28 protein-coding genes are annotated in these 25,968 nt (G+C 69.3%); 9 read left to right on the top strand and 19 right to left on the bottom strand.

The genetic code is table 11. The annotated features are described in order from the left end of the window. The first annotated feature begins 17 nt into the window (after positions 1–17). Complete coding sequence (gene fni / locus MTY59_RS00200; RefSeq protein WP_221043903.1) at positions 18–1,064, top strand: type 2 isopentenyl-diphosphate Delta-isomerase; 1,047 nt, start codon at positions 18–20, stop codon at positions 1,062–1,064. A gap of 11 nt (positions 1,065–1,075) precedes the next feature. Further along, positions 1,076–2,326, top strand: coding sequence for a glycosyltransferase (locus MTY59_RS00195; protein ID WP_221043902.1), 1,251 nt, complete (start codon positions 1,076–1,078; stop codon positions 2,324–2,326). Here the strand turns inward: MTY59_RS00195 and MTY59_RS00190 are convergent. The 13 genes from MTY59_RS00190 to MTY59_RS00130 form a co-directional block, all read right to left on the bottom strand. Next, positions 2,323–2,895: a MarR family winged helix-turn-helix transcriptional regulator gene (locus tag MTY59_RS00190; protein WP_221043901.1), complete on the bottom strand. Its 573-nt coding sequence runs from the start codon at positions 2,893–2,895 to the stop codon at positions 2,323–2,325. The genes MTY59_RS00195 and MTY59_RS00190 overlap by 4 nt on opposite strands. A gap of 204 nt (positions 2,896–3,099) precedes the next feature. After that, entirely contained in the window at positions 3,100–3,435 is a 336-nt protein-coding gene (locus tag MTY59_RS00185; RefSeq protein WP_221043900.1) for a DUF3140 domain-containing protein, read from the bottom strand. Between the two features lie 31 nt (positions 3,436–3,466). Then, positions 3,467–3,682, bottom strand: a complete 216-nt coding sequence (locus tag MTY59_RS00180; protein ID WP_221043899.1) for a hypervirulence associated TUDOR domain-containing protein — start codon at positions 3,680–3,682, stop codon at positions 3,467–3,469. Further along, positions 3,679–4,116, bottom strand: coding sequence for a hypothetical protein (locus MTY59_RS00175; RefSeq protein ID WP_221043898.1), 438 nt, complete (start codon positions 4,114–4,116; stop codon positions 3,679–3,681). Before MTY59_RS00175 ends, MTY59_RS00180 begins: the two co-directional genes overlap by 4 nt. 323 nt (positions 4,117–4,439) lie before the next feature. Next, positions 4,440–4,829 (bottom strand): DUF2784 domain-containing protein, encoded by a 390-nt coding sequence (locus MTY59_RS00170; RefSeq protein WP_221043897.1) that lies wholly within the window; start codon positions 4,827–4,829, stop codon positions 4,440–4,442. A gap of 36 nt (positions 4,830–4,865) precedes the next feature. Next, positions 4,866–5,876 carry a DUF5914 domain-containing protein gene (locus MTY59_RS00165; protein ID WP_221043896.1) on the bottom strand — a complete coding sequence of 337 codons (1,011 nt, stop codon included), beginning with the start codon at positions 5,874–5,876 and terminating at the stop codon, positions 4,866–4,868. After that, positions 5,873–7,399: a hydroxysqualene dehydroxylase gene (locus MTY59_RS00160; RefSeq protein WP_221043895.1), complete on the bottom strand. Its 1,527-nt coding sequence runs from the start codon at positions 7,397–7,399 to the stop codon at positions 5,873–5,875. Before MTY59_RS00160 ends, MTY59_RS00165 begins: the two co-directional genes overlap by 4 nt. Next, positions 7,396–8,115, bottom strand: coding sequence for a class I SAM-dependent methyltransferase (locus MTY59_RS00155; RefSeq protein ID WP_221043894.1), 720 nt, complete (start codon positions 8,113–8,115; stop codon positions 7,396–7,398). The genes MTY59_RS00160 and MTY59_RS00155 overlap by 4 nt, the downstream gene beginning before the upstream one ends. Beyond that, positions 8,102–8,413 (bottom strand): lycopene cyclase domain-containing protein, encoded by a 312-nt coding sequence (locus MTY59_RS00150; protein WP_221043893.1) that lies wholly within the window; start codon positions 8,411–8,413, stop codon positions 8,102–8,104. Before MTY59_RS00150 ends, MTY59_RS00155 begins: the two co-directional genes overlap by 14 nt. After that, on the bottom strand, positions 8,410–8,733 hold the full coding sequence (locus tag MTY59_RS00145) for a lycopene cyclase domain-containing protein (RefSeq protein ID WP_221043892.1): 324 nt from the start codon (positions 8,731–8,733) through the stop codon (positions 8,410–8,412). Before MTY59_RS00145 ends, MTY59_RS00150 begins: the two co-directional genes overlap by 4 nt. Next, complete coding sequence (locus MTY59_RS00140; RefSeq protein WP_221043891.1) at positions 8,730–9,683, bottom strand: phytoene/squalene synthase family protein; 954 nt, start codon at positions 9,681–9,683, stop codon at positions 8,730–8,732. Before MTY59_RS00140 ends, MTY59_RS00145 begins: the two co-directional genes overlap by 4 nt. Further along, a complete protein-coding gene (crtI, locus tag MTY59_RS00135; protein WP_221043890.1) occupies positions 9,680–11,200 on the bottom strand; it encodes a phytoene desaturase family protein in 1,521 nt (506 codons plus the stop codon). Before crtI ends, MTY59_RS00140 begins: the two co-directional genes overlap by 4 nt. 28 nt (positions 11,201–11,228) lie before the next feature. Then, positions 11,229–12,413: a polyprenyl synthetase family protein gene (locus tag MTY59_RS00130; RefSeq protein WP_221046168.1), complete on the bottom strand. Its 1,185-nt coding sequence runs from the start codon at positions 12,411–12,413 to the stop codon at positions 11,229–11,231. A gap of 256 nt (positions 12,414–12,669) precedes the next feature. On the opposite strand from MTY59_RS00130, the gene MTY59_RS00125 reads away from it, so the two are divergent. From MTY59_RS00125 to MTY59_RS00115, 3 genes are all read left to right on the top strand, one after another. Further along, positions 12,670–13,197: a MarR family winged helix-turn-helix transcriptional regulator gene (locus tag MTY59_RS00125; RefSeq protein ID WP_221043889.1), complete on the top strand. Its 528-nt coding sequence runs from the start codon at positions 12,670–12,672 to the stop codon at positions 13,195–13,197. A gap of 150 nt (positions 13,198–13,347) precedes the next feature. Beyond that, a complete protein-coding gene (locus MTY59_RS00120) occupies positions 13,348–14,082 on the top strand; it encodes an Rv1815 family serine proteinase (protein WP_221043888.1) in 735 nt (244 codons plus the stop codon). A gap of 75 nt (positions 14,083–14,157) precedes the next feature. After that, positions 14,158–14,841 carry a phosphodiesterase gene (locus MTY59_RS00115; RefSeq protein ID WP_221043887.1) on the top strand — a complete coding sequence of 228 codons (684 nt, stop codon included), beginning with the start codon at positions 14,158–14,160 and terminating at the stop codon, positions 14,839–14,841. 89 nt (positions 14,842–14,930) lie between these two features. Here the strand turns inward: MTY59_RS00115 and MTY59_RS00110 are convergent, their stop codons facing one another. Genes MTY59_RS00110 through MTY59_RS00095 form a run of 4 tightly spaced genes read right to left on the bottom strand, consistent with a single transcriptional unit; the run spans position 14,931 to position 19,971 of the window. Then, entirely contained in the window at positions 14,931–16,283 is a 1,353-nt protein-coding gene (locus tag MTY59_RS00110) for a TIGR01777 family oxidoreductase (RefSeq protein WP_221043886.1), read from the bottom strand. A 22-nt stretch (positions 16,284–16,305) separates the two neighbouring features. After that, positions 16,306–17,550: a glycosyltransferase family 4 protein gene (locus tag MTY59_RS00105; RefSeq protein WP_221043885.1), complete on the bottom strand. Its 1,245-nt coding sequence runs from the start codon at positions 17,548–17,550 to the stop codon at positions 16,306–16,308. Positions 17,551–17,563: 13 nt separating this feature from the next. Then, a complete protein-coding gene (locus MTY59_RS00100; protein WP_221043884.1) occupies positions 17,564–19,156 on the bottom strand; it encodes a 1,4-alpha-glucan branching protein domain-containing protein in 1,593 nt (530 codons plus the stop codon). Then, complete coding sequence (locus MTY59_RS00095) at positions 19,153–19,971, bottom strand: class I SAM-dependent methyltransferase (RefSeq protein WP_221043883.1); 819 nt, start codon at positions 19,969–19,971, stop codon at positions 19,153–19,155. Before MTY59_RS00095 ends, MTY59_RS00100 begins: the two co-directional genes overlap by 4 nt. Before the next feature lie 227 nt (positions 19,972–20,198). On the opposite strand from MTY59_RS00095, the gene MTY59_RS00090 reads away from it, so the two are divergent. Together MTY59_RS00090 and MTY59_RS00085 are read left to right on the top strand one after the other, a co-directional pair. Beyond that, positions 20,199–20,990, top strand: a complete 792-nt coding sequence (locus MTY59_RS00090; RefSeq protein WP_221043882.1) for an electron transfer flavoprotein subunit beta/FixA family protein — start codon at positions 20,199–20,201, stop codon at positions 20,988–20,990. A gap of 36 nt (positions 20,991–21,026) precedes the next feature. Further along, entirely contained in the window at positions 21,027–21,983 is a 957-nt protein-coding gene (locus tag MTY59_RS00085) for an electron transfer flavoprotein subunit alpha/FixB family protein (protein ID WP_221043881.1), read from the top strand. Between the two features lie 163 nt (positions 21,984–22,146). Here the strand turns inward: MTY59_RS00085 and MTY59_RS00080 are convergent, their stop codons facing one another. Further along, the gene (locus MTY59_RS00080) at positions 22,147–22,524 is read right to left on the bottom strand and encodes an SRPBCC family protein (protein WP_221043880.1); all 378 of its coding nucleotides are present in this window, start codon (positions 22,522–22,524) and stop codon (positions 22,147–22,149) included. Next, positions 22,524–24,068, bottom strand: coding sequence for a cryptochrome/photolyase family protein (locus MTY59_RS00075; RefSeq protein ID WP_347881608.1), 1,545 nt, complete (start codon positions 24,066–24,068; stop codon positions 22,524–22,526). The genes MTY59_RS00080 and MTY59_RS00075 overlap by 1 nt, the downstream gene beginning before the upstream one ends. A gap of 195 nt (positions 24,069–24,263) precedes the next feature. On the opposite strand from MTY59_RS00075, the gene MTY59_RS00070 reads away from it, so the two are divergent. Both MTY59_RS00070 and MTY59_RS00065 read left to right on the top strand, forming a co-directional pair. Next, positions 24,264–25,109, top strand: a complete 846-nt coding sequence (locus tag MTY59_RS00070; RefSeq protein WP_221043879.1) for a GNAT family N-acetyltransferase — start codon at positions 24,264–24,266, stop codon at positions 25,107–25,109. Then, positions 25,106–25,951 carry a lysophospholipid acyltransferase family protein gene (locus MTY59_RS00065; protein WP_221043878.1) on the top strand — a complete coding sequence of 282 codons (846 nt, stop codon included), beginning with the start codon at positions 25,106–25,108 and terminating at the stop codon, positions 25,949–25,951. Before MTY59_RS00070 ends, MTY59_RS00065 begins: the two co-directional genes overlap by 4 nt. Positions 25,952–25,968 lie beyond the last annotated feature (17 nt).

Below are 25,968 nucleotides of genomic sequence, written 5' to 3'. Positions count from 1 at the left end.
GCGAGGGGGTACCTGCGATGACCGCTGACCGGGGGGAGATGACCACTCGCAAGCGGCGCCACATCGACGTCTGCCTGAACGAGCCGGTCGGCTACGACGGCCTCAGCACCGGGCTGGACCGCTACGCATTGCCCTACAACGCGCTGACTCAGACGAACCTAAGCGACATCGACTTGTCCACCGGCTTTTTCGGCGCCGACCTGCGGTCTCCGATACTCATCGGCGCGATGACCGGGGGCGCCGAGCTGTCCGGGACGATCAATCGCAATCTGGCGGCGGCCGCCCAACAGCTGGGACTGGGCATGATGCTGGGCTCGCAGCGGATCATGCTGGACAGTGCGCTGGGGGAGCGCGCCGCGGACAGCTTCACGGTGCGCGACGTCGCCCCGGATGTGTTGCTGTTCGGCAACATCGGCCTGGCGCAACTGACGAAGACCGCCGTGCCGGATCTGGCCAGGGCCCTCGACCGGGTGGGCGCCGACGCGCTTGCCGTGCATACCAATCCGCTTCAAGAAGCCATGCAGCACAACGGTGACACCGATTTCTCCGGGTCGCTGAGCAGGCTGCGCGAAGCGGCCGACAGCATCGGCTATCCGGTGCTGCTCAAGGAGGTGGGGCACGGCATCGGCGGCGCGGCTGCCGCGGAACTCGTTGCGGGAGAGGGCGAATTACCGGTCGCCGGAATCGACGTCGCGGGCGCCGGTGGCACGTCGTGGTCGCGGGTCGAGCAGTTCGTGCGGTACGGCGAACTGCGCTATCCGCACCTGGCCGATTGGGGCATCCCCACCGCCCGCGCGATCGTGGAGGTGCGTGGGGTGCTGCCGGCGATCCCGTTGGTGGCATCCGGCGGCATCCGCACCGGCATGGATGCGGCCAAGGCGATCGCGCTGGGCGCCGATGTGGTGGCGGTAGCGCGGCCGCTGCTGGCCGCCGCGATCGAATCGACTGCGGCCGTGGTCGATTGGCTGCAGCCGTTCATCGACGAGCTCAGGGTCTGCCTGCACGGCTGTGGCGCCGCGAAGCTGGCGGATCTGCGCGATGTCGACCTCATCGGCGTGGCCTAGGCCCGCGCGACGTGGCCGTCATCTTGGCGTACGGTTCGCCGGCCCTGGGGCATCTGCTGCCGACCGGGGCCCTGCTTGCCGAGCTGGTCCAGCGCGGCCATGACGTCCACCTGCGCACCATGTCGGCCGGCGTCTCGGCGATGCGATCGGTCGGCGTGCACGCCGAGCCGGTCGACCCGGACATAGAGGCTATCGCAGGCAACGACTGGCAGGCGCGAAACGCTCTGGGAGTGCTGAGGTTATCGATCGACGTGCTGTGCCGCCGGGCGGTGCTGGAGGTCGGCGACTTTCGGCGGGCGGTGGACGCGGTCCGACCGGATGCGGTCATCGTGGATGCGAATTGCTGGGGGGCTTTATCGGCCGCGGACGCCGGCGGCATTCCGTGGCTGCTCTTCTCGCCGTTCACCCCGTACCTGCGCTCCCGCGGCGTGCCGCCGTTCGGTCCCGGAATGCGTCCGTTGCCGGGCATTGCCGGCGACATCCGGGACGCCGGAGTGCGCGCCGTCGTAACGCACTTGTTCGACCGGCCGATGTTGCCCCGCATCAACGCCATTCGTGCTGAGCTGGGCGTGCCTACGGTGACATCGGTGGACGGCTTCGTGCGGCGCGCGCCCCTGGTGCTGGCCGTGGGTGGCGAGCCGTTCGAGTACCCGCATCCCGGATGGGCCGGTCTGGTGCACCACATCGGCGCGTGCGTGTTCGAGCCCACACCGACTCCCACACCTGAGTGGATCGACGCCATCGATCGTCCGATGGTGCTGGTGAACACCTCCTCGCTACGGCAGGCCGACGAGGCCCTGGGGCGAATCGCCTTGCGCGCGCTGGCCGACGAGGACGTTCATGTGGTGGCGACGTTCCCGGCCGGTTTACCCGCCGATCTGCCGAGGCCGGCGAACGCGACCGTATGCCGGTTCATGCCGCACGCCGCCATCCTCGCCAAGGCCGGCTGCGCCATCACGCACGGCGGCATGGGCACGACGCTGAAGGCCCTCGATCGCGGCGTGCCGGTCTGCGTGGTGCCGTTCGCCCGCGATCAGGCCGAGGTGGCACGGCGGGTCGAGGTTGCGCGCTGCGGCACCCGCCTGCCCGCGAAGAAGCTCACCGCCGCGCGGCTGAGGGCCAAGGTGCGCGAGGCGATGACGATGGCCGCCGGTGCGCGCCGGGTGGCGGCCGGATTCGCCGCAACGGGGGGTGTGGCCCGCGGTGCCGACCTGATCGAGCAGCGGCTACTGGGCTGCGCGGCCGAGTGGCCGGTTCACTAGACGCCGCGTTTCACCGGGCTGCCACGGGCTCTGGCCGGCGCACGCTTCGGTTCGGGCGCCGGCGCGTTGGGACCCGGTGCGACGAGTCGGGATTCGAAGCTCGCCATCGCCTCGATCATCGACGTGAACACCCGATGTGCCGCCGCCAGGTCGCGATCGGGCAGGGCGGCCAGCGCGGTACGCAGTTCGGCGCCAAGGGGAGTGAAAAACGACCGGGCCAGCGCCATTCCCGACTTCTCGTAGCGGAGCAGGGTTTTGCGCCGGTCCTGGGGATCGGGCTCGCGCCGGACGTGGCCGGCGTCGATCATGCGATCGACGAGGTAGGTGATAGCCGCCGGCGACACGTCCATGCGCCGTCGCAGCTGTGCCGCGGTCAACGGTTCTCCCGCGGTTTCGGCGACCATGATGTGCAGCAAGGCGTGGAAGTCGGTGCCGCTGACGTCGTTCTGGCGGGCGAAGTGGCGGCCGATACGGTCGGACTGCGCAGTGATCGCCCGCATGTCGGCCGACATCAACTTCTCGAGTTCGGCCCGGTCCAATCGCCGGTCAGCGGCGGCGCGCTTGGTCACTTACCCGCATCCTTCTTGCAAGATACGCCGGCCAGCGTATCGGCGACCGCTGATCGCGGCCGGGCGAAACGCTAGGGCGTTTCTCTTTTTGTAGCCCATTGCGGACCAACACCGAGAGCAAACACGCCCCGCAGCGTTCCCGCTGCGAGCGGTGGCCATCAGCCTACGGCACCCGCGCGGCGGCTCAGCCGCGGCCGGCCGGCGTTATCGGGACTTCGCGGGGTCGTGGCCCCAGTTCATCAACGAGTATCGCCACGGGCTCTCGTCGATCTTGCCCTCCGGACGTTGCGCCAGGTGGCGTTTGGCATAGCCGACCACCTTTCGCATGTGCGCGTAGTCGGCGTCGGTGAGGTCGGCACGTTTGGCCTTGAGTATCTCGACGATGTGCCTGCCACTGGCGTGGCCGGTGGACTCGCCACCGTCCTGCTTTTGGCCGACGCCCTTGGATTCCTCGGTGCCGAGCCACTTTTCCAGCTCGCGTGCGGTCATGTTGACGGTGTCCTGGAAGCGATCCCAGGTAACCTGTCGGTCGTCGGCCATGGTCAGTCCTCGTGAATTCTGTTCACGCGCATCACTTTGCGCGCCGCAGCGCCTCCGGCTTGTGCACCGCGTCCGCGCCCGTTTTGTCGCTGCGCACCTTATACTGCGGCTCGTCCTCGGACGCCCGCACCGTGCGTCCGGCGGCTTCGGTATCGGACGTGATTTTGCCTTCGACCGTGCCCCGGACCGTGGTGCCGTGGCTTTGCCACTCCACCTTGTCGCCCTTTTTGAATTCGTTGTCGCTCATCGGGAGTCACCTTTCGCCGATTCATCACCGGGAGAAGCGGTGTGGGCCGGGTCTCCGGCGGTGCGGCGCCGCTGTTTCAGCGCCATCTCGTGGACGTGGCGGCGGCCGTCGGTGAGCCGGGACCGCACGAGCTGTTCGATCTCTTTGAAGCAGCGGTAGTAGCCGTCGTCATACTCCTCGACGACCTGAAAGCTCCACCGACCCCGCAGAACATTGCGCCCGATCAGCTCGTTACTGATTTGTCGCGCCAGATCGGCCCGGCCGATGTCATTCAACCGCGCCACCGCCTCATCGAGCTGCAAATCGGCGCGACCGGTGAGCTGATGGAAGGAATACAGATGTCCGCGAGCGCGCTCGATGGTTTCCAGCGCCTCGGTCACTCGCCCTACCGCCTGCGCCACGTCGTCAACATCGGCACTCGCCCCGTCGCTCATTCGCATTCCTCCCCGCGTTGGCATATGGCATTCCCGCCGCCAGGGGGACCGAATCCTCGGATTCAGCGATTCATTTATTGAACAGTCAAGGCATTGAGGCCGGCCGTGTGCCACGGCGCGAGGCGGTTTGAACGCCTGCGCCCCGGGTATCTGGTGTGACGATGACTGTGATCGAGACTTCCCGGCGCCTGGGCCGCGCGGAGCGCAAAGTGATGCGCCTGCAACGGCGTTTGTTGTTCGCGCAGCTGGCCATGTGGCCCACCGTGATCGTCCTGGCGGTCCTGCTCGTGGGCGGCGTGCTTTGGGCGGTGCGGCGGCGGAGGTCAACCGGTGGTCGGCATGCCGCGGCCCCCGCGACCAACGCCCCGGCGGGCGAATACAGCCCATGAGACGGCCGCGGCGGAGAAGGCGAGCGCCTGTGCGGCGCCGATGCGGCCGGGCGGCACGAAATATCCCGTCACGTAACGGTCGATGAATCCGGACGTGGGCAGCGGATCCATCTGCGCGCGACGGCGTGCCCACGATTCCACCGACGTCAACGGGCAGCGCAGCCTGAGCACCACGACCGCGACGCCCCAGGCCACCGCGGGCACGTGCAGCACGATGGTCCTCGGCCAGCGCAACGCGAGGAAGCCCCCGCTCGGCACGTACAGCAGGTACGCCAGGTGAGCGCCGACGGTCGCCGCGACGACAGCGACGTAGGGCCTGCGCACGGTTGAATTCTCCCATGCGGGTAGCCCGACGCCGGGCTACCGGAGTCCGGCGCGGACCTGGTAGCGGCGTTCGGCGTAGGCGAGGTCGTCGCGCCAGAGCTTGGTGGCCGCATAGCGCATGAGGGGTGTGATCAGCGGCGCCACCCGGGAGGCGTGCGCGAAGCCGGGCCGGTCCGAATGCGCGAGGGTGGCTTCCAGGACGGCGGTGCGGGGCCGGCCGTCGGGGTCCGAACCCATTGGCGTCGCGTGGGTTTCGACGACGCTGCCGGTTCCCTCTCCGTCCACGATGCGCATGACGATGGTGCGTGCCTCCGGGCAGCTGAATTCCGCGACGACGGGCACTCCCAGGCGTCCCATCCGGAACGTCACCGCCACCAGGAATCGGTCGACCTGTTCGGTAGGTGTAGTGAGCACGTCGAGCCGGGTGAACGAGTAGGGGTGAAACCACGCGCCGTGCCAGGGATCGAGCCGGTTGGCGATGATGTCACTCGGCTCGCACACCCCCTCCAGGCGGGCGACCGCGCTCAGGGTGTCGCCGGCCGGCCGTTGCGGAAGCACCGGCCGGTCCAGCGGTTCCTCCTTGCCCACCGCGTCGAGCCGCACCCAGGCGAGGACCCCGTCGTCGTGACTGGGCAGCGGACTCCAGCCGAACTCGCGAGCGTGTCCGTCGAGCGTCAGCCCGTGCCAGCGGCAGATCAGCGTGCCCCGGTGCACGGTGCCGGTCGCGAGGTCGGCGCCCAAGTGGGGACAAGTGCGCGGCCCCACGCACAGCCGGCCGCGTTCGTCACGCCAGGCGACGACGTCGACACCGGCCACCCGCGTGCCGACGGGACGCCCGGCGGGCACCCGATCGCTGGCCGCGAACGCGTACCAGTTGCCGGTGGGTTTGCGCTGCGAGCGTCGCAGCGCACCCTCGATGATGGCGGGCTGTGCGTCGCGATACGTCGGGTGCTGATAAGCCCATGACACGCGCGGGATCACCTGCACCGGCCAGCCTTTGGCCTGGGCGGCGGACAGGCATTGTTGAAGCTGTTCGCGAATCCTCATGATCGGGTGGCTCTTTCGCGGGCGGCAAGCCATCGCAGTAGTGGTGACCGGCCTTGGGTGGGTACCGTAGCCAACGGGTGTCCGGCTAGTCCCCATCGTTGCAGGAGTTGGTTGGCGGCGCACCAGCCGGTGGTGGCGGCCCGCTCCATCAGTGCCACCGGCAGGTCGATGCGGATGGCGTCGCCGGCCAACAGCAATCCCGGTGTGGGAGTGATGATCGGGGGGCGGTGGGGGTAGGAGCCGGGCGAGAACAGCGGGCAGTCGCTGCGATGCAGCAGCCTCTCGTGGACGATCTGTGCCTCAGCGGTCTCCGGATATATCCGGTGCAGTTGTCGTAGCGCGGCGGCGCGCGACGGTGCGGAATCCAATGCGTACGAGTGCAACTCGACGACCGAGCCGCGGTGCGCGGCGGCCCAGTTCCGCGCCTCGCATTCGTAGCGCTCCAGCACGCTGATGTTATCGAGCGGTTCGTGGCCGGCCGTGCCCAGGAACGCCGGCCGGTGCGCCGCGACCGGGCGGTCGAGCCACAACCGGTGCACGGCGAACGGCGGCGCGGTGCGCAGCCGCGCTATCTGGGCGCGCCAGTCGTCGGTGCCCAGGTCGCTGGATGCCGTAACGATCCGCTGCAAACCCGCGATGTCGGTGGCCAATACGACGGCGTCGACGTCGCAGTGGTCGTCGGAATCGGTGTGCACCCGGAAGGCCTTCGCCGCCTCCGTGTCGATGCGCAGGACCTTGGTGGCGAGCCGGAACCGCACGCCCCGCCCTTCGAGGTAGCCGCGCAGCGGCTGCCACAACGCGCTGTCGTAGTTGGCCGACGGGACGTCGAAGATCAGGCCTTCGGAGGACCCCAGGAAGTAGATGTGAAACATGGTCGCCAATTCGGCCGCGGAAAGCTCAGCGGGATCGGCGAAGAAGCTGCGGGAGAACACCTCGAACGCCAGATGCCTTGCCGCCTCAGGGAATCGGATGTCCTCGAGGAACGACGCGGCGTCGGTGTGATCCAGGCGCTGGTAGGTGCCAGGCACCGATACGGCGGCCAGCGGTGCGGCCGCGCGGGCGTCGATGCGGGTGAAGTCACGAAGCCGGAACGTGGGACTGCGCGCCGCGAAGACCACGGCGTTCCATGGTGGGGTGCGCGGCAGCCCGCGGAAGCTGTCGCGCCGGCCGGCCCCGTCGATCAGCGGGTAATCCTCGACGGGAATGAGCATCCGCAATTGCGGGTCGATCCGGCCCAGCAGGGCGCGCAGGTTGTAGTACTGGCGGAAGAACGCGTGGAAGCCGCGGTTCATCGCGAGCTCGACACCGCCGTCCCGCTCGGTCCACCCGCCCACCCGGCCGCCGAGATAGTGCTCGCTTTCGATGACCTCGACCGCGACGCCGCGCTCGGCCAGCCCGGTGGCGGCGCTCAGCCCGGCGATCCCGCCGCCGACGACGGCCACCCGCGGGCGCGACTCCAACGCGACGGCGTCCGGCAATCCCGTTGGCGCGGCGAATGTTCGGCGACGCCGATCGACGCTCATCGCGGCGCATCCGCCAGGAAGGTGTGCACGATGTTGGCTTCCCAGCCGGGCATCGTCTCGCTGTGCACCGAGGTGAAGCCGGCGTCGGCGAGCCGAGCCCGAAATCGCGCGGCGCCGTCGAACGCCAGCACGCTGCGCCACAGGTAGCGGTACAGCCCGGCGTCGCGGGTGCGCCACCACCCGAAGGGGATGATGATGCCCCAGCACACGGCGTGCCAGATGCGGGTGGCCGCGGGGGAGTCGCGCACCGAATATTCGTGCACCGCCAACGTGCCGCCGGGCCGCAACAATCCGCAAAACCTGCGCAGCTGTGCGTCGCGGTCGGCGACGTTGCGGATCAGGTAGGCGGCCAGGATGGCGTCGAACGGTCCGGTGATCCCGTGCTCGGCCAGCTGTTCGACCGGGGTGTGCACGAAGCGCACCGAGGCGGGCCAGTCCTTCGCGCGCGCCGCTTCGAGCATGCCCCGCGACGCGTCGACGGCGACGATGTCGGCCTCGGGAGCGACGGCGAGCAGCGCGGCCGTCGAGGCACCCGTGCCGCATCCGGCGTCAAGCAACCGTAACCCCTTGCCGCGGTTCGGAATCCGCATCCGTCGTGCCGACAGGGACAGCTGCGCGTGGTAACCGGGGCTGGCACCGACCAGGCGATCGTAGGCCGGCGCACCCGCGTCGAACGCGGCCGCCAACTCGCCGGGCCCCGCATCATCGACGCGCACGTTGCCGCTCCCACAGCAGCAGCACCGCGGTGACCAACGCGAAGCCGAACAGGAAATCTTCGACCGGGATGTCGAACGGGAAGCGCACGCCGCTCAGCTGTTTGTCGTCATAGATGACGATGGGGGAGCTGAGTTTGGTCAGCCAGCCGTCCACCGGGATCTGGAACCCGAGCACGATCAGCATCGACAGCCAGTACGCCGGCCGCCGGAAGAGCCCGGTCCGCAGCACCGCCAATTCCAGTGTGCAGACCAGCAATACCGCCACCGCGGCCGGCAGGGTATAGCCGAGGCCGGTCATCGGCGATGCACCTTCTCCAGGATGGTGGTCACGGCGTTATAGGTCAGCAACGCGCACACCGGGATGACGAGGAAGAACAGCACCTCTTCGATCGGCACCCGGAACGGGATGCTCAGGCCACCCAGATAGTTGCGGTCGTAGGTCCAGACTTGCGCGGCGACCGCGATCTCGTCCCAGACCAAAAAGACCGCGGCCACCGGCACGACCGCCTTGATGACCCGCCGCCACTGCCGGTAGACGCCGGGGCCGAAGATTTCCAGCGGCGCGGTGATCACCAGGCATGCGGCGAGCACCGCCAGGTATTGCCACCGATCGCTCATGCGGCCCCCGATTGACGAACGCCCCGCGCGCTGTTCCGCGCCCGCCACGACCGTATCAGCCCCGCGCCGGCGACCCGAAGGCGTCGCGCCGTGCCGACGGTGGCCCGGTGATCGAACACCGCGAAGTCGCTTCTTTCGATGCAGTCCAAGATCTCTGAATACAGTGCCGCCGCGGTCGCCACGCACGGCCGCGAACGACGGGCGAGCGTGGCGATACCGTTCGCGGCGAATCGGTAGGTCTGCCGGGCGATTTCGTGCTGAGCGATCAGGGCCCGGCGCACCCGCGGATCGGTGCGGCGCTGCGCGTGGCACCACATCAGCAGCTCTCGGTCGACGCCCTCGGCGGCCAGCTCGTCGGCCGGCAGGTAGACCCGCCCGCGCTGCAGGTCCTCGTCGACATCGCGCAGGAAATTGGTCAGCTGAAACGCCCGGCCCAGCGCCGCGGCGTACGGCGCGGCCTCCTGCACCGGCGTCACGGTGCCCAATATCGGAAGCACTTGCAGCCCAATGGCTTCCGCGGAGCCTCGCATGTACTGGTTGAGGGCGTTGCGGTCGGGATAGTCGGTGACGGTGAGATCCATCCGCATCGAAGCCAGGAAGTCCTCGAACAGATCCGCGCTGATCCGGTAGCGCCGCACGGTGTCGGTGACCGCGGCGACCAGCGGATCCTCCAGGTGGGCTCCGTCGGAGAAGAAGCGCTCCGAGAGCTGCTGCAGCCGCCGGCCGCGGGCGTCGGCGCCGACCTGCGGGTCTAGGTCATCGAGGATGTCGTCGGCGTAACGGGCGAAGCCGTACAGCGCATGCACGGGCGGCCGCTGGTCGGGCGCGAGCAGCCGGGTGGCCAGGAAGAAGGTGCGGCCGTGCGCGGCATTGAGTTGGCGGCATCGCCGGTATCCGTCGCGCAGCCACGGATCGTCGATTCCGGCCGCGGTCAACTCGCCGCGCATCACGGCAGTCCGGCTTTCATGTCGATGTGCGCGGCCGATCGCGCGGTGGTGCCGGTGATGCGGTCGGCGGCGAGCCGCCCGGAGATCAGCGTGGTCGGCACACCGACGCCGGGCACCGTGGAGGACCCGGCGAGCACCGCGTTGTCGATGCCGCGCACCATGTTGCCCGGCCGGAAGGGGCCCGTCTGACCGAACGTGTGGGCGAGCGCGAACGGACTGCCGGCCGCCATGCCCTGCCGGGCCCAGTCGGCCGGTGTGACGACATCCAAAACCGTTGCGTCGTGCGGCAAACCGGGCAGCAGCCGGTCGGCGACGAGCGAGATCATGTCCTCGACGTAGGCGCCGCCGGTGCCGGCCCAATCGATGTTGCCCCGCTCCAGGTTCGGCGCCGGCGCGAGCACGTAGAGCAGGTCGCGTCCCTCGGGAGCCAGGGTCGGGTCGCTGGCCGTCGGCCGGGTGACCAACAGGGACGGGTCCCGCATGAGCTGTCCGTCGTCGACGATGTCGGTGAAGGTCTGATCCCATGCCTCGCCGAACAGGATGGTGTGGTGGGCCGTCCCGGATGCGACGGCGGGACAACCCAAGTGCGCGACGACGGCCGAGGGTGAGGGCCGCAGCCGCACCGCGCGTCGCGGTGTGCGGCCCAGCAGCGCGTAGGTCTGTGGCAGCTCGGTGGTCAGCACCACCGCGTCGCAGGCGATGCGCCCGGCCTGCTCGGTGACCACCGCGCTGACCCGCCCGCCGGTGCGTTCGAGCGCGGTAACGGTTGCGCCGTAACAGAATCGGACGCCGGCACCGGCGGCGGCCGCGGCCAGTGCGTCGGGCAGCGCGCGCACGCCCCCGCGCGGAAACACCACACCCGAGATGGTGTCCATGTAGGCGATCACCGCGTACACCGCCAGCGCATCGCGCGGCGCTACGCCGGCGTACAGCGACTGGAAGGTGAAGATCCGCCGCAGCCGTGGGTCGCTGACGTACCGCCTGACCATCCGGTCCCACTTGCGGAAGCCGCCGATCGCAGTCAGCTGCGCCAACTGCGGGGTGAGCAGCGACAGCGGGGAATCGAAGTTCGCGGCGATGAAGCCGTCGAATTCGGTGCGGTACAGCCGCGTCAGCCACTTTCGCAGCCGTCGGTAGCCCGCTGCCTGCCCGAAGCCAGCGAACTCCGCGACAGCGTCGGCCATCCGATCCTCGTCACTGTGCACGTCCAGCGCGCTGCCGTCGGCGAACACGGCGCGGTAGGCCGGGTCGAGGGCCAACAGCTCCATGCGGTCGCGCAGTCGCTCGCCCACGGCCGCGAACGTCTCGTCGATGATGTCCGGCATGGTGAGCACCGTCGGCCCGGTGTCGATCCGGTAGCCGTCGATGTCGAGACGACCGGCCCGGCCGCCCGGCCACGGCTCGCGCTCCACCACCGTGACCGCGCGCCCGCGGCCGGCCAGGTGCAGCGCCGCGGAAAGTCCGGCCAGCCCGGCGCCCACCACCACCACGTGATCTCCGCGACCTTCGATGGTCCGCATGATCAACAGGCTCCCCGGTCTGTGCTACTCATTCGGCGCGTTTCGTGCAGACGGCCGCCATTTCGGCCAGCGCGGTGCGAACGGGCTCGTCGATCGACAGGTCGCTGAGGTGCTCGCGCGCGGAAGCGACGCGGTCGCCGATCATCTCCTCGATCAGTTGCACGGCTCCCGTCTCGACGATCAGCGCTTTCCACCGGTCGATCGCGTTGTCGTCGAGGGTTTCACGATCCGCCAGCTCGATGAGTTCACGCCGGGTCGGCGCATCGGCCAGCTGGTGGGCGGCCACCACGACGCTGGTCGCCTTGCGCTCCAGCAGGTCGCCGGCGCTGGGTTTGCCCGTCACCGCCGGCGAGCCGAAGACGCCGAGCACGTCGTCGCGAAGCTGGAATGCCTCACCGACGGCGGCGCCGTAGCGGCCCAGTTGGGACAGCGTCCGACCGTCGCACTCGGACATGGCCGCGCCGATCTCCAGCGGCCGGCGCACCGTGTAGTTCCCCGACTTGCGGCGCGCCACGTCGAGCACGACTTCCAGTCCGGGCATCTGCCGCGCATCGTTGGTCAGGTCGGCGAATTGCCCGACGGCAAGCTCGGTGCGCATGGCGTCATAGCGTGGCCAGGCGCGTTGCAGACGCCTGGGCTCGACGCCGCTGTCGCGCATCATCTGTTCGGCCCAGATGAGGCAAAGGTCGCCCAGCAGGATGGCGGCGGATTCACCGAATCGCCGCGAGGAGCCGCACAATCCGCGCTCGCGATGCCATTGGCCGAATTGCCGATGCGCCGACGGGCGGCCGCGCCGCTGGTCTGAACCGTCCATGACGTCGTCTTGCAGCAACGCGAACGCGTGCACCAACTCGAAGCTGGCCGCGGCCCGCAGGGCCGCGTCGTCGGGCGGCGCGCCGCACAGCCAGCCCAGGTACACGAACGTCGACCGCAGGCATTTGCCGCCGGAGACGAACTGCATCAGGATGTCGCCTGCGGCATCGATGCGCGCATCGTCGAGTTCGCCGGCACGTCGCGCGACGATGAAATCGGCGACATCGCCCAGCACCATGCGCCGTACGTTCGACCGCCATGCTTCGAAATCGTCAGCGCTCAGCCAACCGATCGCCACCGGCGGCGATGCCGTGGCCGGTGAAAACGACAAAGCTCCCATAGTGCCCAAGCGCTCCCTTCCGGACGGCGTGGCATGCCCAGCCCCGTCCGGCCCAAACACCCGCGTCATACCCGCCGATGAGGCGGGCAAAACCACAGCGCTGACCGTCAGACACACCCTTGCGCCGACCGCTACGACATACCACCTCGTTCAATAACTTAAACATTAATTTAATGAACTTCATCGGTCGGCGCCAGCCGGGGCGGATCCACACGGTCGTGGTTGTCGTCCGGCGCCGGCGCGGAGCTGCCACGACCCCGGCTGAAACATTAAGTAACTGAAATGTCATCGCAATCGGCGATATGCTCGCAGCGTTATGGACGCCGATGCGCAGTGCTGCGGCCGCGATGAGCTGGAGTCGCTGATCTCGGCCGATCTGCGGGAGCTGTCAACCGAGTCCGACCAGATCGGCCGGTTGTTCGCGCTGATACATTGCCTGCGGCCCAACGATTTCCGCGCCCTGCTCTACATCATGGTGGCGGAGAGCGGTGGGCGGCCGATGACGTCGAGCGACCTCAGCCACCGGATGGGGCTATCGGGTTCGGCGATCACCTACCTGGTGGACCGGTTGATCGACGCCGGCCATATCCGCCGCGACAACCACCCGGTCGACCGGCGAAAAGTCGTGTTGCGCAACGATGAAACCGGCCTTGCCACCGCCCGGTCGTTCTTCAGTCCGCTCAACGCGCACACCCACGTCGCGCTTGCCGGCCTACCGGATGCGGACCTGACCACCGCTCACCGGGTTTTCGCCGCGCTCCTCGACGCGCTGCGGTGCTTTCAGGACGAATTGGGCGAAGCGCCGAAACCCTTCCCACACCGTTCGACGGGTGTGGACGCCTGACGTCTTCGTTTTCCGGCTTTTTCGCAACCCACGATTGTTCGCTAGCCGGCCGGGCCCAAGCCGGTTTGGCCCCATCGGAGGCGGGTATACGCACGTTCAACAACAAAACGCGGTGAACCCCCTGATGGACGTGAGGGGTGATGCGTCCCAATGGAAGAGCTCGGACGCCGGTGGTGCCGGCTGGCGATCGCATCCGCGGCCACGACGATGTTTTTCACCGCACCGGTCCAGGCCGTCGCCGACCCGGGCGCCACCGTGTTTCCCGGAATGGAGATCCGCCAAGGCGGTACCGTCTGCATGTTGGGCCTGGTCGAGCTGCGGCTACGGGTCGCGCTGACCAGCGGCCAATGCGATGGCGGCCAGTCGGTGGTGACCGACCGTGACCGCAAACCGATCGGCAACGTGGTCCTCGGCCGCCGCCAGGTCGACGCGGACTCCGCCGCGGACACCTCGATGCTGCCGGTGGAATACGAGGTCATTGCGATCGCGCCGGAGGTGACGCCCACCGATGTGCTGCCCACGGGGCGCCATCTGAGCTCCGCACCCGGAACGCGCGCCCAGACCGGGATGCCCGCGTGCCAGCTGCGCAGCGCGACCGGCCAACGATGCGGCTCGGTCAGCTCGGTAGGCAACGGGCGCTTCGCCATCACGGATATGGCCTCCGACAGCCGGGACTTCGGCGGTCCGGTGTACACGCTGACCGCTGACAACAATGCCGTGATCGTCGGACTGGTCGAGGGCACCTGGCGATCCTCGCCCCAGATCGAGTCGTGGCAGGCCGTCATGGCACAGGTCTATATCGACAGCCACACCTACAGCCCGCAGCAGCCCCCGCCCAGTCTGCGAATGATCGGCTGGCGCACAACCGGTTTTGCGTCACGGTAATTTTCACGCAGCGCCGCGGCGCGACGGTGTCGCACGCCCTTGTTTCCCCCCGCCCAGAATGGGAATCCGCCGCCGGTGAACGTTTTGGAACTTGTGGCGGTGCCCTTTCAGTGGGGCTCTGCGCTCCGGGGCAAACGGTTCTTCCATCCGACCGGGGTGCTGGCCGAGGGCCACATCGAACGCGTTGCCCCCGCGGCGCAGGGCTTGCCGATCCCATCCTCGGACATTGTTGCGCGCGTGTCGAAGGCCACCGGTACGCCCGGGGCGCTGCCCGACTTCATCGGGTTGGCCCTCCGGCTGCCCACGCCCCAGGCCGCGGACAAGCCGTGGGACATCCTGCTTGTCTCGTCCGGGTCAGGGGTGCTGTCCCGCGCGCTGGCGTTACGGCCGGCCACGTCGTGGAACGGCCAGACCCTGACCACGCTGATGCCGTTGCACTATCAGGGCAACAACTGGTGGCTGCGGGCCCAGACCTCGAGCGAGATCGGCGGCCCGGGGTTGTCCCTCGACTCGGTCCGGTCAACGCTCGAGCGCAGCAACATCGAGGTGACACTCGACCAAGCCTGCGGCAGCGGCGATTTCACACCCGTGGCCCGCATCACGCTGACCACCGCCCTAGATCCCGAACGCGACCACGACGTGTCATTCGACCCGGTGCTCAACACGGCGCCGGGCCTGAGTTTGCACCCCCGGTGGCTGGCCGATCTGCGCGCCCGCGCCTATCGGCACAGCCGCGACGGCAGAGATGCCGAAGAGTAGCCGTGCTGCATTCCCGATCGTTCGTCGAGGCGATCAGCCGGGATGTCACCGCCGGGCCACTCACCGTTCGTCGGGTGCCCTGACAACCGTCAGCCGGTGCGCCCCAACAGGTGGCGCAGCGCCGCGTCGAGGTCCGGCGCACGGAACCGGTGTCCGGCGGCGGCGAGCGCGGCGGGTGCCACCCGCTGGCTCGCGCACGCCAGTTCGCGGGCGCCCTGGTCGCCCAGCAGCCGCGGGCCCAGCGCCGGCACCGGCAGCACGGCCGGCCGGTGCAACACCCGCGCCAGGACGGCGGTGTACTCGCTGTTGTGAACCGGTTGCGGTGCAACGGCATTCACCGGGCCGGAGAGTGTGGCGTCCCAGAGCGCACGGTGATAGATGTCCACCAGATCGTCGATCCCGATCCAGGACAGCCATTGTCGCCCGTCGCCGAGCCGGCCGCCCAGTCCGGCGCTGAACAGCGGCCGCATCAGCTTCAGCGTGCCGCCGGCCGGCGATTGCACGATGCCGGTGCGCACCCGCACCGCGCGCACCCCGGCCTGCTGCGCGGGCGTGGTCGCCCGCTCCCAGTCGGTCACCACGTCGGCCAGGAATCCGTCGCCGCGATCGCTGTCCTCGGTCAGGGTGTCGTCGCCCCGGTCGTATCCGTAGTAGCCGATCGCCGACGCCGAGATGAGCACTGCCAGCCGGGGGGCCGCGCGGCCCAGCAGTTCGGCCAGCCGCCGGGTGGGCTCAATCCTGCTGTCGCGGATGGCCTGCCGGTGTTTATCGGTGAACCGGCCGGCGATCGATGCTCCCGCCAGATGGATTACCGCGTCGACCCCGTCGAACAGCCGCGGGTCGGGATCGGCTGTGTTCCAGCGTCGCTCGTCGTCGCCGCGTGGCGCGTGCCGGACCAGCTGGATAACCCGATGGCCACCGGTGCGCAGGAAGGCGGTCAATGCCGAACCGACCAGCCCCGAGGATCCGGTGACGGCGATCGTCAGCCGCCGCAGCCCATTCTCGGCGGCCAGCCGGTGTGCGGCCAGATCGTCGGCCAGCTGCCGGTGCCGGTAGTCGAACATCGGCCGCAACAGCGGCCCGGGCACCGGGGTGTCGACCCGGTCGATCACCCTGGTGCGGTTGCCGCCGAGGTCCTCGAATTCGTGGGTGTGGTTCCAGCGCACGGCAATTCGTGTCGGCAGCGTGGCCAGGCCGTCGCCGCCGATGGCGTCGACGAAACGTCGCGGCGGGTCGTAGCCGTCGGGCTGATGGACGGCGACCCAGCGCAGACCCCCGGGCAGCGCCAGCGTGGCCCTCCCGTCCTTCAGCGAGGCGGCCTCGGTGATTAGCCGCATCGGCTGCCACGGGGGCGAGAGCCGGGCGAACGCGCCCGGCCTGGCATGCCAATCGAAAACATCGGTGATGGGAGCGTCCACGACGCTCGAATAGTCCAGGCCCATCCCTGAAACGTTAGGGAGGGTGCTACCGGTCCGGCAAGGCGTGTTCGACGATGGGCAGCCGGGCGTGCGGCTGCCGCACGCCACGCTTGGCCGACAGGTACACCTGCGCGGTCTTGTCGGCCACCGTGCGCCAATCGAAATCGGCGGTGAGTCGCTCGCGGGCGGCGTGGGCGCGCTGCTGTGCGGCATGCGGGTCGTCGAGCACAGTGCGCACCGCCGCGGCCAGCCGGGCCACGTCGCGCGGCGGGCACGACACTCCGGTCTGGCCGTTGATCACCGCCTCGCCCAGGCCGCCGATGTTCGAGGTCACCAGGGGAGTGCCGGCCGCGGCCGCCTCCAGTGCGACGATCCCGAACGGTTCGTAATGGCTGGGCAGCACCGCGGCGTCGGCGCGATGCAGGACGGCCAGCAGCTCGGCGTGGTCGAGGTGCCCGACGAACCGGACTGCCTTGAGCACCCGGTGTTTACGGGCCTGCTCGATGAGCCAGCCCAGTTGAGTACCCTCGCCGGCGATGGTCAGTGTGGTGCCGGGGTGGCTGCGCCTGATCCGCGGCAGCGCGGCGATGACGTCGTGCACACCCTTCTCGTATTCCAGCCGTCCCAGGTAGAGCAATTCGGCGGGTCCGGTGCGCGGCCGGCGCGTCGCGAACGGCCACCGCGCCGTCTCGATGCCGTTGCAGATCACCGTGATCTCGGCCAGGCCGGGACCGAACAGTTCGGTGATCTCGTCGGCCATCGACGCCGAACATGTGATCAGCGAGTCGGATTCGCGCACCAGCCAGGATTCGACCGCGTGCACCTGGCGGCTGATCGCGCCGCTGACCCAGCCGGAATGCCGGCCGGCTTCGGTGGCGTGGATCGTGGAAACCATTGGTGCATCGTAGAATTGGGCGAGGGCGATCGCCGGGTGGGCCACCAGCCAGTCGTGGGCGTGCACCACGTCGGGCCGCCACGCGCGGTTGCTGCCCGGCTTTGTCAGGGGCAGCCCGGCGCGAATCATGGAGTGGCCCATCGCGAGCGTCCACGCCATCATGTCGGTGCCGAAGGAGAATTCGTGCGGATCCTGGGCGGCCGCTATCACCCGGACGCCCTCGCTGATGTGGTCGGACGACGGATGGCTGCGGGGATCGGTTCCGGTGGGACGGCGCGACAGCACGACGACGTCGTGACCGGCGGCGGCCAGCGCGGTGGACAGGTGATGCACGTGCCGGCCGAGCCCGCCGATCACCACCGGCGGGTATTCCCACGACACCATCAGGATTTTCACGCCGCGGCCCGCCTCATCGAGGCAACCTGCGGGCGTCGAGGGCGCCGAACAGTCCGTCGGCGCGGTTCCATCCCTCCGCCAGCCGCTGCGCGGTGTCGCGCCGGCCCGACGCCAGCGCGTCGGCGATTTCGCGGGTGGCGTGCGCATGCAGGTGGGCGCGGTAGCGGGCATAGTCGGCGGCCGAATCCTTGCTCACCATGAACGGCCAGTCGCTGGACACGGTGAGCAGCGTTTCGCGCAGGATCTGATCGGCGACGTGGTCGCGGGGGATGGGCCCGTCCAGTGATGCGGTCTGGGACAGCGCCTTGTCGACGGTGCTCAGCGCCATGTCGACGATCTCGCTGTTCAGCGCCACCAGATCGGCGACCTGGTCGCCGGCCCACACCTGCCAGTCCTTGCCCGAGCCCCACGAGCTGGGCGGCAGGGCCACCGGGTTGCCGACGAAGCCGTCGGCGATGGCGTCGCTCAGCGTGCCCACCCGCACGCCGGCCTCGGGCAGTGCGCGCAGCACCCGCTCCAGCCATGTCGGCCCCTCGTACCACCAGTGACCGAACAGCTCGGTGTCGAAGGCGGCGACCACGTGGGCGGGTCGCCCGATGCGCTCGGACTCCGCGAACAGGCGGTTGCGGACCACGTCGACGAAATCGGCGACGTGCATGTCGACCGCGTGATCGGCGCGCTCGGGGTCGTAGGGCGCCTTGTCCTCCGAGGACACGTTGCGGCCCGTCACCCGGGCCGGCTTGAGTCCGGTGAGGTGATCGTAGGTGTGGAAGTCGCGGTACGCGGCGTGCCCGGGGTAGCCGGATTTCGGTGACCACACCCGGTAGCTGACCTGCAGATCGCGCCCGAACGCCACCACATCGGTGTCGCCGACCGGCCGGCCCAGCGCGGTGTCGCCGTGCAGCGACGGGCCGTCGACCATGAAATGGGTGACGCCGGCGGCCGAATAGTCGTGTTCCATGCCGGGCGCGTAGGCGCACTCGGGCGCCCAGATCCCGCCCGGGCCGTGCCCCTTTCGCGCCCCTAGCCGGTGCGCGGCGTCGGCCAGGCCCTCGCGCAGCGCGAACTCGCGCAGCCGCGGCGCCAGCAGCGGTTGGAACGGGTGGGCCAGCGGGCCGCCGAGCAGCTCCAGCGTGCCGGCGTCGAGCAGGCTGCGCAGCAGCGGGCTGCCACCGTGCCGCCACAGGGTGGCGAAGTCGTCCAGCGCCCGCTGTGACTCGGCGGACTCACGAATCCCCAAGGCGCGCAATGCTTCCGGCGTGCATGACGGGTAGCCGGCCGACTTCGAGCGGGGCGCGGACCGCACGCTGGTGGCCTCCAGGCCGCGCAGCCGCCAGTTGGCCAGCCAGTGATGCATGCCGTCCAGGCAGTAGGGGTCGTCGAGCTGGGCATTCACCACCGGCGTGACGCCCAGCGTGATCACGCCCTGGCGGTCCTCGCCGGCCAGCGTGTGCAGCACGCGCATCAGCGGCAGGTAGGCCGCCGCCCAGGATTGATACAGCCATTCCTCGCCGACCGGCCAGCGGCCGTGGTGGGCCAGCCAGGGCAGGTGGGTGTGCAAAACCAGGGTGAACAGGCCCGGAACCCGGTTCTGCGGCGTGCTCACGGCGCTACCGCGATCGCGATCAGGTCGAGGCTGTCGTCGATGTGCCGGCCGGTGTCCGCGCCGGCCTCGACCATGTCGAAGTCCCCGGTGGTGACCGCCGCGACGTCGGCCGCCAGCTCGGGCGGCCACGGCGCGTCGGCGACGGCCCGCGCGATCTGCGCGTCGATGATCGAGCCGCCGTGCCGGGCATCCATTTCGCGAAGCCGGGGGCCGTGGAACAGGCCGCTGACCGAAACATCGGTAAAACCGCCGTCGACGAGCAGCTGGGTCAGCTCGGCCGCGTTGAGCTCCCGGGTGTGGAAAGGGTTGATCGGGGTGTCGCGGCCCGGCGAGAAGGTGATGCGGTTGGGCGTCGACATCAGCAAAAGACCGGACGGGCGCAGCACCCGGGCGCACTCGACGACGAACTGTGTTTGGTCCCACAGGTGTTCGATCACCTGGAAGTTGACCACAATATCCACCGACGCATCGGGCAGCGGCAGCTGCGCGAGGTTGGCCTGCATGACGTCCACCCGGGGGTAGCGGCTGCGGACATGGGCCACCGCGGCCTCGTCGTAATCCACCGCGATGACGCGGCGGGCGACACCGGCGATCAGGTCCGCACCGTAACCCTCGCCGCAGCCGGCCTCGAGCACGTCGGCCCCGACGCAACGCTCGGCCAGTCGCTGGTAGACAACCTCGTGGCGACGGAACCAGTAGTTCTCGATGTCCAGGCCCGGGATGGTGCGCTCGCCCGTCAGCATCATCACCGCGTCACCCGCCGACGCGGTGTCGCCGGGGGTGTGCTGCGGGACGTCAGGCACGAGTGCGCTCATTGCATAGGCAGGCTAACGCGAAGTGTCGGATTCGCGAACCGGGGAAGCGGGGGCCCGCTCCGCAAGCGGCGGACGGGCTGCGAGAACGTGCACTACGACCCGCTATGGTGTGAATGCATACCGCACAAAGTTACCGGGTAGTAACACGGCCGTGCGTTGCGAACACGCGTACCGAGGTTTCGCAGTCGAATGCTGCGAGCCCCCTTCTAGGAGGACGAACCACACTCATGACGAACATCGTGGTCCTGATCAAGCAGGTCCCAGACACCTGGTCGGAGCGCAAGCTTTCTGACGGCGATTACACGTTGGACCGTGAGGCCGCCGACGCGGTGCTGGACGAGATCAACGAGCGCGCGGTGGAAGAGGCGCTGCAGATCCGTGAGCGCGAGGGCGGCGAAGGCTCGGTGACCGTGCTCACCGCGGGTCCCGAACGCGCCAACGAGGCGATCCGTAAGGCTCTGTCGATGGGCGCCGACAAGGCCGTCCACCTCAAGGACGACGGAATGCACGGCTCGGACGTGGTCCAGACCGGATGGGCGCTGGCGCGTGCCCTGGGCACCATCGAGGGCACCGACCTGGTCATCGCCGGCAACGAGGCCACCGACGGAACCGGCGGCGCGGTGCCGGCCGTCATCGCCGAGTACCTGGGCCTGCCGCAGCTCACCCACGTACGCAAGCTCTCCATCGAGGGCGACAAGGTCACCGGCGAGCGGGAGACCGACGAGGGTTTGTTCACCCTCGAGGCCACGCTGCCCGCGGTGGTCAGCGTTACCGAGAAGATCAACGAGCCGCGCTTCCCCTCCTTCAAGGGCATCATGGCCGCCAAGAAGAAAGAGGTCACCGTGCTGACCCTCGCCGATATCGGCGTCGAGAGTGACGAGGTCGGGCTGGAAAACGCCGGCTCGACCGTGCTGTCGTCGACGCCCAAGCCGCCGAAGACCGCGGGTGAGAAGGTCACCGACGAGGGCGAGGGCGGTAACGACGTCGCCAAGTACCTGGTTGCCCAGAAGATCATCTGACCCGAGTTCCTCAAGACGAGAAGAGCGAAATAACCCATGGCTGAAGTACTGGTGCTCGTCGAGCACGCAGAAGGTGCGCTGAAGAAGGTCACCTCCGAACTGATCACCGCCGCCCGCGCGCTGGGTGAGCCCGCCGCCGTCGTGGTGGGCGCTCCCGGGACCGCCGCGCCCCTGATCGACGGGCTCAAGGAGGCCGGCGCCGCCAAGATCTACGTCGCCGAGTCCGACGACGTCGACAAATACCTGCTCACCCCGGTGGTCGACGTGCTGGCCTCGCTCGCCGAGTCCAGCTCACCCGCCGCGGTGATCCTGTCGGCCAACGCCGATGGCAAGGAAATCGCCGGCCGGCTCGCTGCCCGGATCGGTTCCGGCCTGCTGGTCGACGTGGTCGAGGTCAAGGAAGGCAATAAGGCGACCTACTCCATCTTCGGTGGCGCGTTCACCGTGGAGGCGCAGGCCAACGGCGACACCCCGGTGATCACCGTGCGCGCCGGAGCCGTCGACGCCGAGCCGCAGGCCGGCGCCGGCGAAGAAGTCAAGGTCGAGGTCCCGGCCCCGGCGGAGAACGCCACCAAGATCACCGCCCGCGAGCCGGCGGTCGCCGGTGACCGTCCGGAGCTGACCGAGGCCACCATCGTCGTCTCCGGTGGTCGCGGTGTCGGCAGCGCGGAGAACTTCAGCGTCGTCGAGGAGCTGGCCGACTCGCTGGGTGCGGCCGTTGGTGCGTCGCGCGCCGCCGTCGACTCCGGCTACTACCCGGGCCAGTTCCAGGTGGGCCAGACCGGTAAGACCGTCTCGCCGCAGCTCTACATCGCGCTGGGCATCTCCGGTGCCATCCAGCACCGCGCGGGCATGCAGACATCCAAGACGATCATCGCGGTCAACAAGGACGAAGAGGCACCCATCTTCGAGATCGCCGACTACGGCGTGGTGGGCGACCTGTTCAAGGTCGCTCCGCAGCTGACCGAGGCGATCAAGGCACGCAAGGGCTGATTTCTCGGCCTCAAGCCCCCGGCGCCGCGGCGCCGGGGGCTTTTGCGTTCGGTGCGCATCGCACCGTCTCTGCGCACCATCCGCCGATCTCCGAATCCGTTAGCGCCCGTGCTAGCGGATTGCGGAGTCGTACAACGATTCTGGCGTCGGCCGTCGACCCCCGCTAGGCGCCGGTCAGCATCGCGTCAATGCGGCGCACCGCGACAGAGCACACCGTCAGGTACGGCGCGGACCACCATGGCACCGAGATGCTCACCCGCGCGCCGCCGTCCACCGGGTCCACCCGGTGTCGGGTCGCCGGCACGCCGGCCACCTTCCACGCCCAATGGCGCCCGGGCTCGAACTCGGTGACTTCGAACGGCACCGCGACCAGCAGGGAGGTCTGCACCGTGCCGGTGGCGTGCAAGGCCAGCTCGGTGTGCGGGGGGTCCAGCCGGGCCCTCCGAATCGTCGGGCCCCACCTCGGCCACGCGTCCAGGTCGACCAGCAATTTCCACACCGCCGCCGGCGGCGCCGCGATCCTACGATCGGCGGTCAGCATCACGGCGGGGCCTGCCCGAGCCGGCGCTGTTGTTCGACGACGTCGTCGAGATCGGTGAGCCGCCGCAGACCCGCCAACGGCTGGGTCATGCGCCGGTTGCCCTGCAGAGTTCTCCTGTTGCGGTTCAGGAACGACCAGTAGCCGCCCGTGAACGGGCAGGCGCGCTCACCGACTCGCTCGGTGGGGCGATACGAGCAGTGCCCGCAATAGTCGCTCATGCGGTTGATGTAGGCGCCACCCGCGGCGTATGGCTTCGTCGCCATCAGCCCGCCGTCGGCGTGCTGCGACATACCCACGACGTTGGCGACCATCACCCACTCGTAGCCGTCGACAAAGCACCGGTGGAACCAGTCGGTGACTGCGGCGGGATTCCACCCGCGCTGCAACGCGTAGTTGGACAACACCATCAGTCGCGGGATGTGATGCGCCCAGCCGTGGTCGCGCACCTGCGCCAGCACGTCTTTCAGGCAGCGCGCCTCGACCGCGTCGGCGTCGAGGTCGGCGAACCAGTCCGGTGGCCCCGCGCGCGCCCGGAGCGCGTTGCGATGGCGATACTCGGGTCCGAAATGCCAATAGACGTGCCAGATGTAGTCACGCCACCCGATCAGCTGGCGGATGTAACCCTCGACGCTGTTCAGCGCTGCCTCGCCGGCCCGGTAGGCGTCCTCGGCCGCGTACGCGCAATCCAGCGGGTCCAGTAGGCCGAGGTTCATCGGGGCCGACAACAGGCTGTGCGCCATGAACCGGTCGCCGCTGAGCATGGCGTCCTCGTGAGGGCCGAAGTGCGGCAACCGATCCCGCAGGAACACCTTGAAGGCGGACTGCGCTTCGGTTGCGGTGACGGCGAATTCGCGCGGCCCGTCGCGGCCGACAAAGGCGACGGCGCCGTCGCGTTCCCAGCGGTCCAGGTCGGCGCGCACTTGCTCGTCGATGTCGTCCTCGTCGGGACGCCAAGGCGCGGGCACCTCCAGCGTTGCGGTGTCCTTCGGCGCCGGCTCGCGGTTGTCGGCGTCGAAGTTCCACCGCCCGCCCGCGGGCTGGTCACCGTCCATCAACAGGTCGAACCGGCGGCGCGCGTCGCGGTAGAAGTTCTCCAGCAGTAGCGTGCGCTGCCGCTTGGCCCACTCGTCGAACTCAGCGCGGTCGGTGCAGAAACCGCGTGCGGGTAACACGTCGATCGTCGGGTTCGACCGCACGAACTCCTCCGCCGCCCAAGTGGTGGGCTGACACACGCTGATCCGCTCCTGCACCTGTTCCAGGGCTTCCCCATACGTGCGGGTTTGCAGGAACTGCGCCTGGTCGCCCAGTTCGGCCGCGCGATGGCGCAGCGCGGACAACACGAGGTGGGCCTTACGGCGGTGGAATCGGCGGCGTTCGAAGATCGCGCGGGACTCGATGAGCAGCACCGGCTGGTCGGGGTGATCCAGGAAATGCGGACCCAGTTGATCGGCAAAACACCAGCGGCGCGCGCCCGCGCTCGTACCCGCGTCCGAGGTGTGGTTCAAGACGAAGTCCGCATCGCCGAAGGATTGGTTACCTTGCACGACCTACCCGCGGCGGTCCGTGCTCAACCGCGGCAGGCGGCAACGCCGCGTTCATCCCGTTGTTGCCCACGCTGTGTGAGCTGCGTCGCACCGCGGGACCCGGGACCCGTCCGCGCCCAGTTCGTCATCTCACGTGCACCGACACGTCACAGCGTCGATGCCGACTAGCACATCGACTACGCCACGTTGGGCTTCATGAGCATTGCTTCAGTCCTCATACCCAGCGATAAGTCGACCGGTACGGCCACCAGCTCGTCGGCCGCACCTCGCTACTCCCTGTTGCTGTCCACCGACCCCGCCATGATCGAAGCGGCGCAGCGACTCCGGTACGACGTATTCACCAGCACGCCCGGTTTCGCACTGCCCGCTGCCGAACAGGACGGACTGGACGTCGACAGGTTCGACGAGTTCTGCGACCACCTGCTGGTGCGCGACGACGACACCGGTGAAATGGTCGGCTGCTACCGCATGCTTGCGCCGGCGGGGGCCATCGCGGCCGGCGGGCTCTACACCGCCACCGAGTTCGACATCCGCGCGTTCGATCCGCTGCGGCCCTCCCTGGTGGAGATGGGACGCGCCGTGGTGCGCGACGGCCATCGCAACGGCGGCGTCGTCCTGTTGATGTGGGCGGGCATCCTGGCCTACCTGGACCGCTACGGCTACGACTGCGTGACCGGGTGCGTATCGGTGCCCATCGGGGGCGAATCCGACGTTCCGGGCACGCAGCTGCGCGGCGTCCGCGACTTCATCCTGAGCCGGCACGGGGCCCCGCCGGAATACCGCGTCTACCCGCACCGGCCGGTGGTGGTGGACGGGACGGCGATCGACGACATCGCGCCGCCCGCGCGGCCCTCGGTTCCGGCGCTGCTGCGCGGTTACCTGCGGCTGGGCGCCCAGGTGTGCGGCGAGCCCGCGCACGACCCGGACTTCGGCGTCGGCGATTTCTGCGTCCTGCTGGACAAGGCGCACGCCGACACTCGATATCTCAAGCGACTCCGCTCGGTCTCGGCGGCGTCGGAAATGGCGGGCGGCGAGCGATGAACGCCCCGGCGGGCACCGGGCACTCCTGGCTACCGCGCGCCTCGTGCGACGCCGGCTGTGTGGGTGCGGGCGACGTCATCGCGTCGCGACCTCTGCGCAGGGCGCTGCGGGTGACGCTTCGCCTCATGCTGGCGCTGCTGCTGGCGCCGGGGCTGCCGCTGCTGGCGGTGCCGCTGCCGGGCCGCACCCGCGTGCAGCGCATCTATTGCCGCTTGGTGTTGCGTTGCCTGGGCGTCCGAATCACCGTGACGGGCAACCCGATTCGCAACCTGAGCGGCGTGCTGGTGGTGAGCCCGCACATGTCCTGGGTCGACGTCTTCGCCATCGGTTCGGTGCTGCCCGGGTCGTTCGTCGCGCGGGCCGACATGTTCACCGGCCCGGCGACCGGGATCGTGGCCCGCATCCTGAAGATCATCCCGATCGAGCGGTCCAGCCTGCGGTGCCTGCCCGGTGTGGTGGACGCCGTCGCCCGCCGGCTGCGCGCCGGTCAGACGGTCGTCGCTTTCCCGGAGGGCACCACCTGGTGCGGCCGGGACCGCGGCGCCTTCTATCCGGCGATGTTCCAGGCCGCGATCGACGCCGCCCGTCCGGTGCAGCCGCTGCGGCTGACCTACCACCACGTGGACGGCACCCCCTCGACGGTGCCGGCCTTCGTCGGCGATGAGACCCTGCTGAGCTCGATCCGCCGGCTGCTCGTCGTGCCGCGCACGCTGGCAAGGGTGCACGTCGAGTCTCTGCAGCTCCCCGGGACCGACCGGCGCGCGCTGGCCGGCCGGTGCCAGTCCGCGGTGGGTGCCGGAACCGACCGGCGCGCTGGTCACGGGCACGTGCTGGTGGCCTGAGCAAACGGGCGGGCCGG

The organism is Mycobacterium senriense (assembly GCF_019668465.1).
Taxonomy (GTDB): domain Bacteria; phylum Actinomycetota; class Actinomycetes; order Mycobacteriales; family Mycobacteriaceae; genus Mycobacterium; species Mycobacterium senriense.
This window is presented reverse-complemented; position numbering and strand designations above follow the sequence as displayed.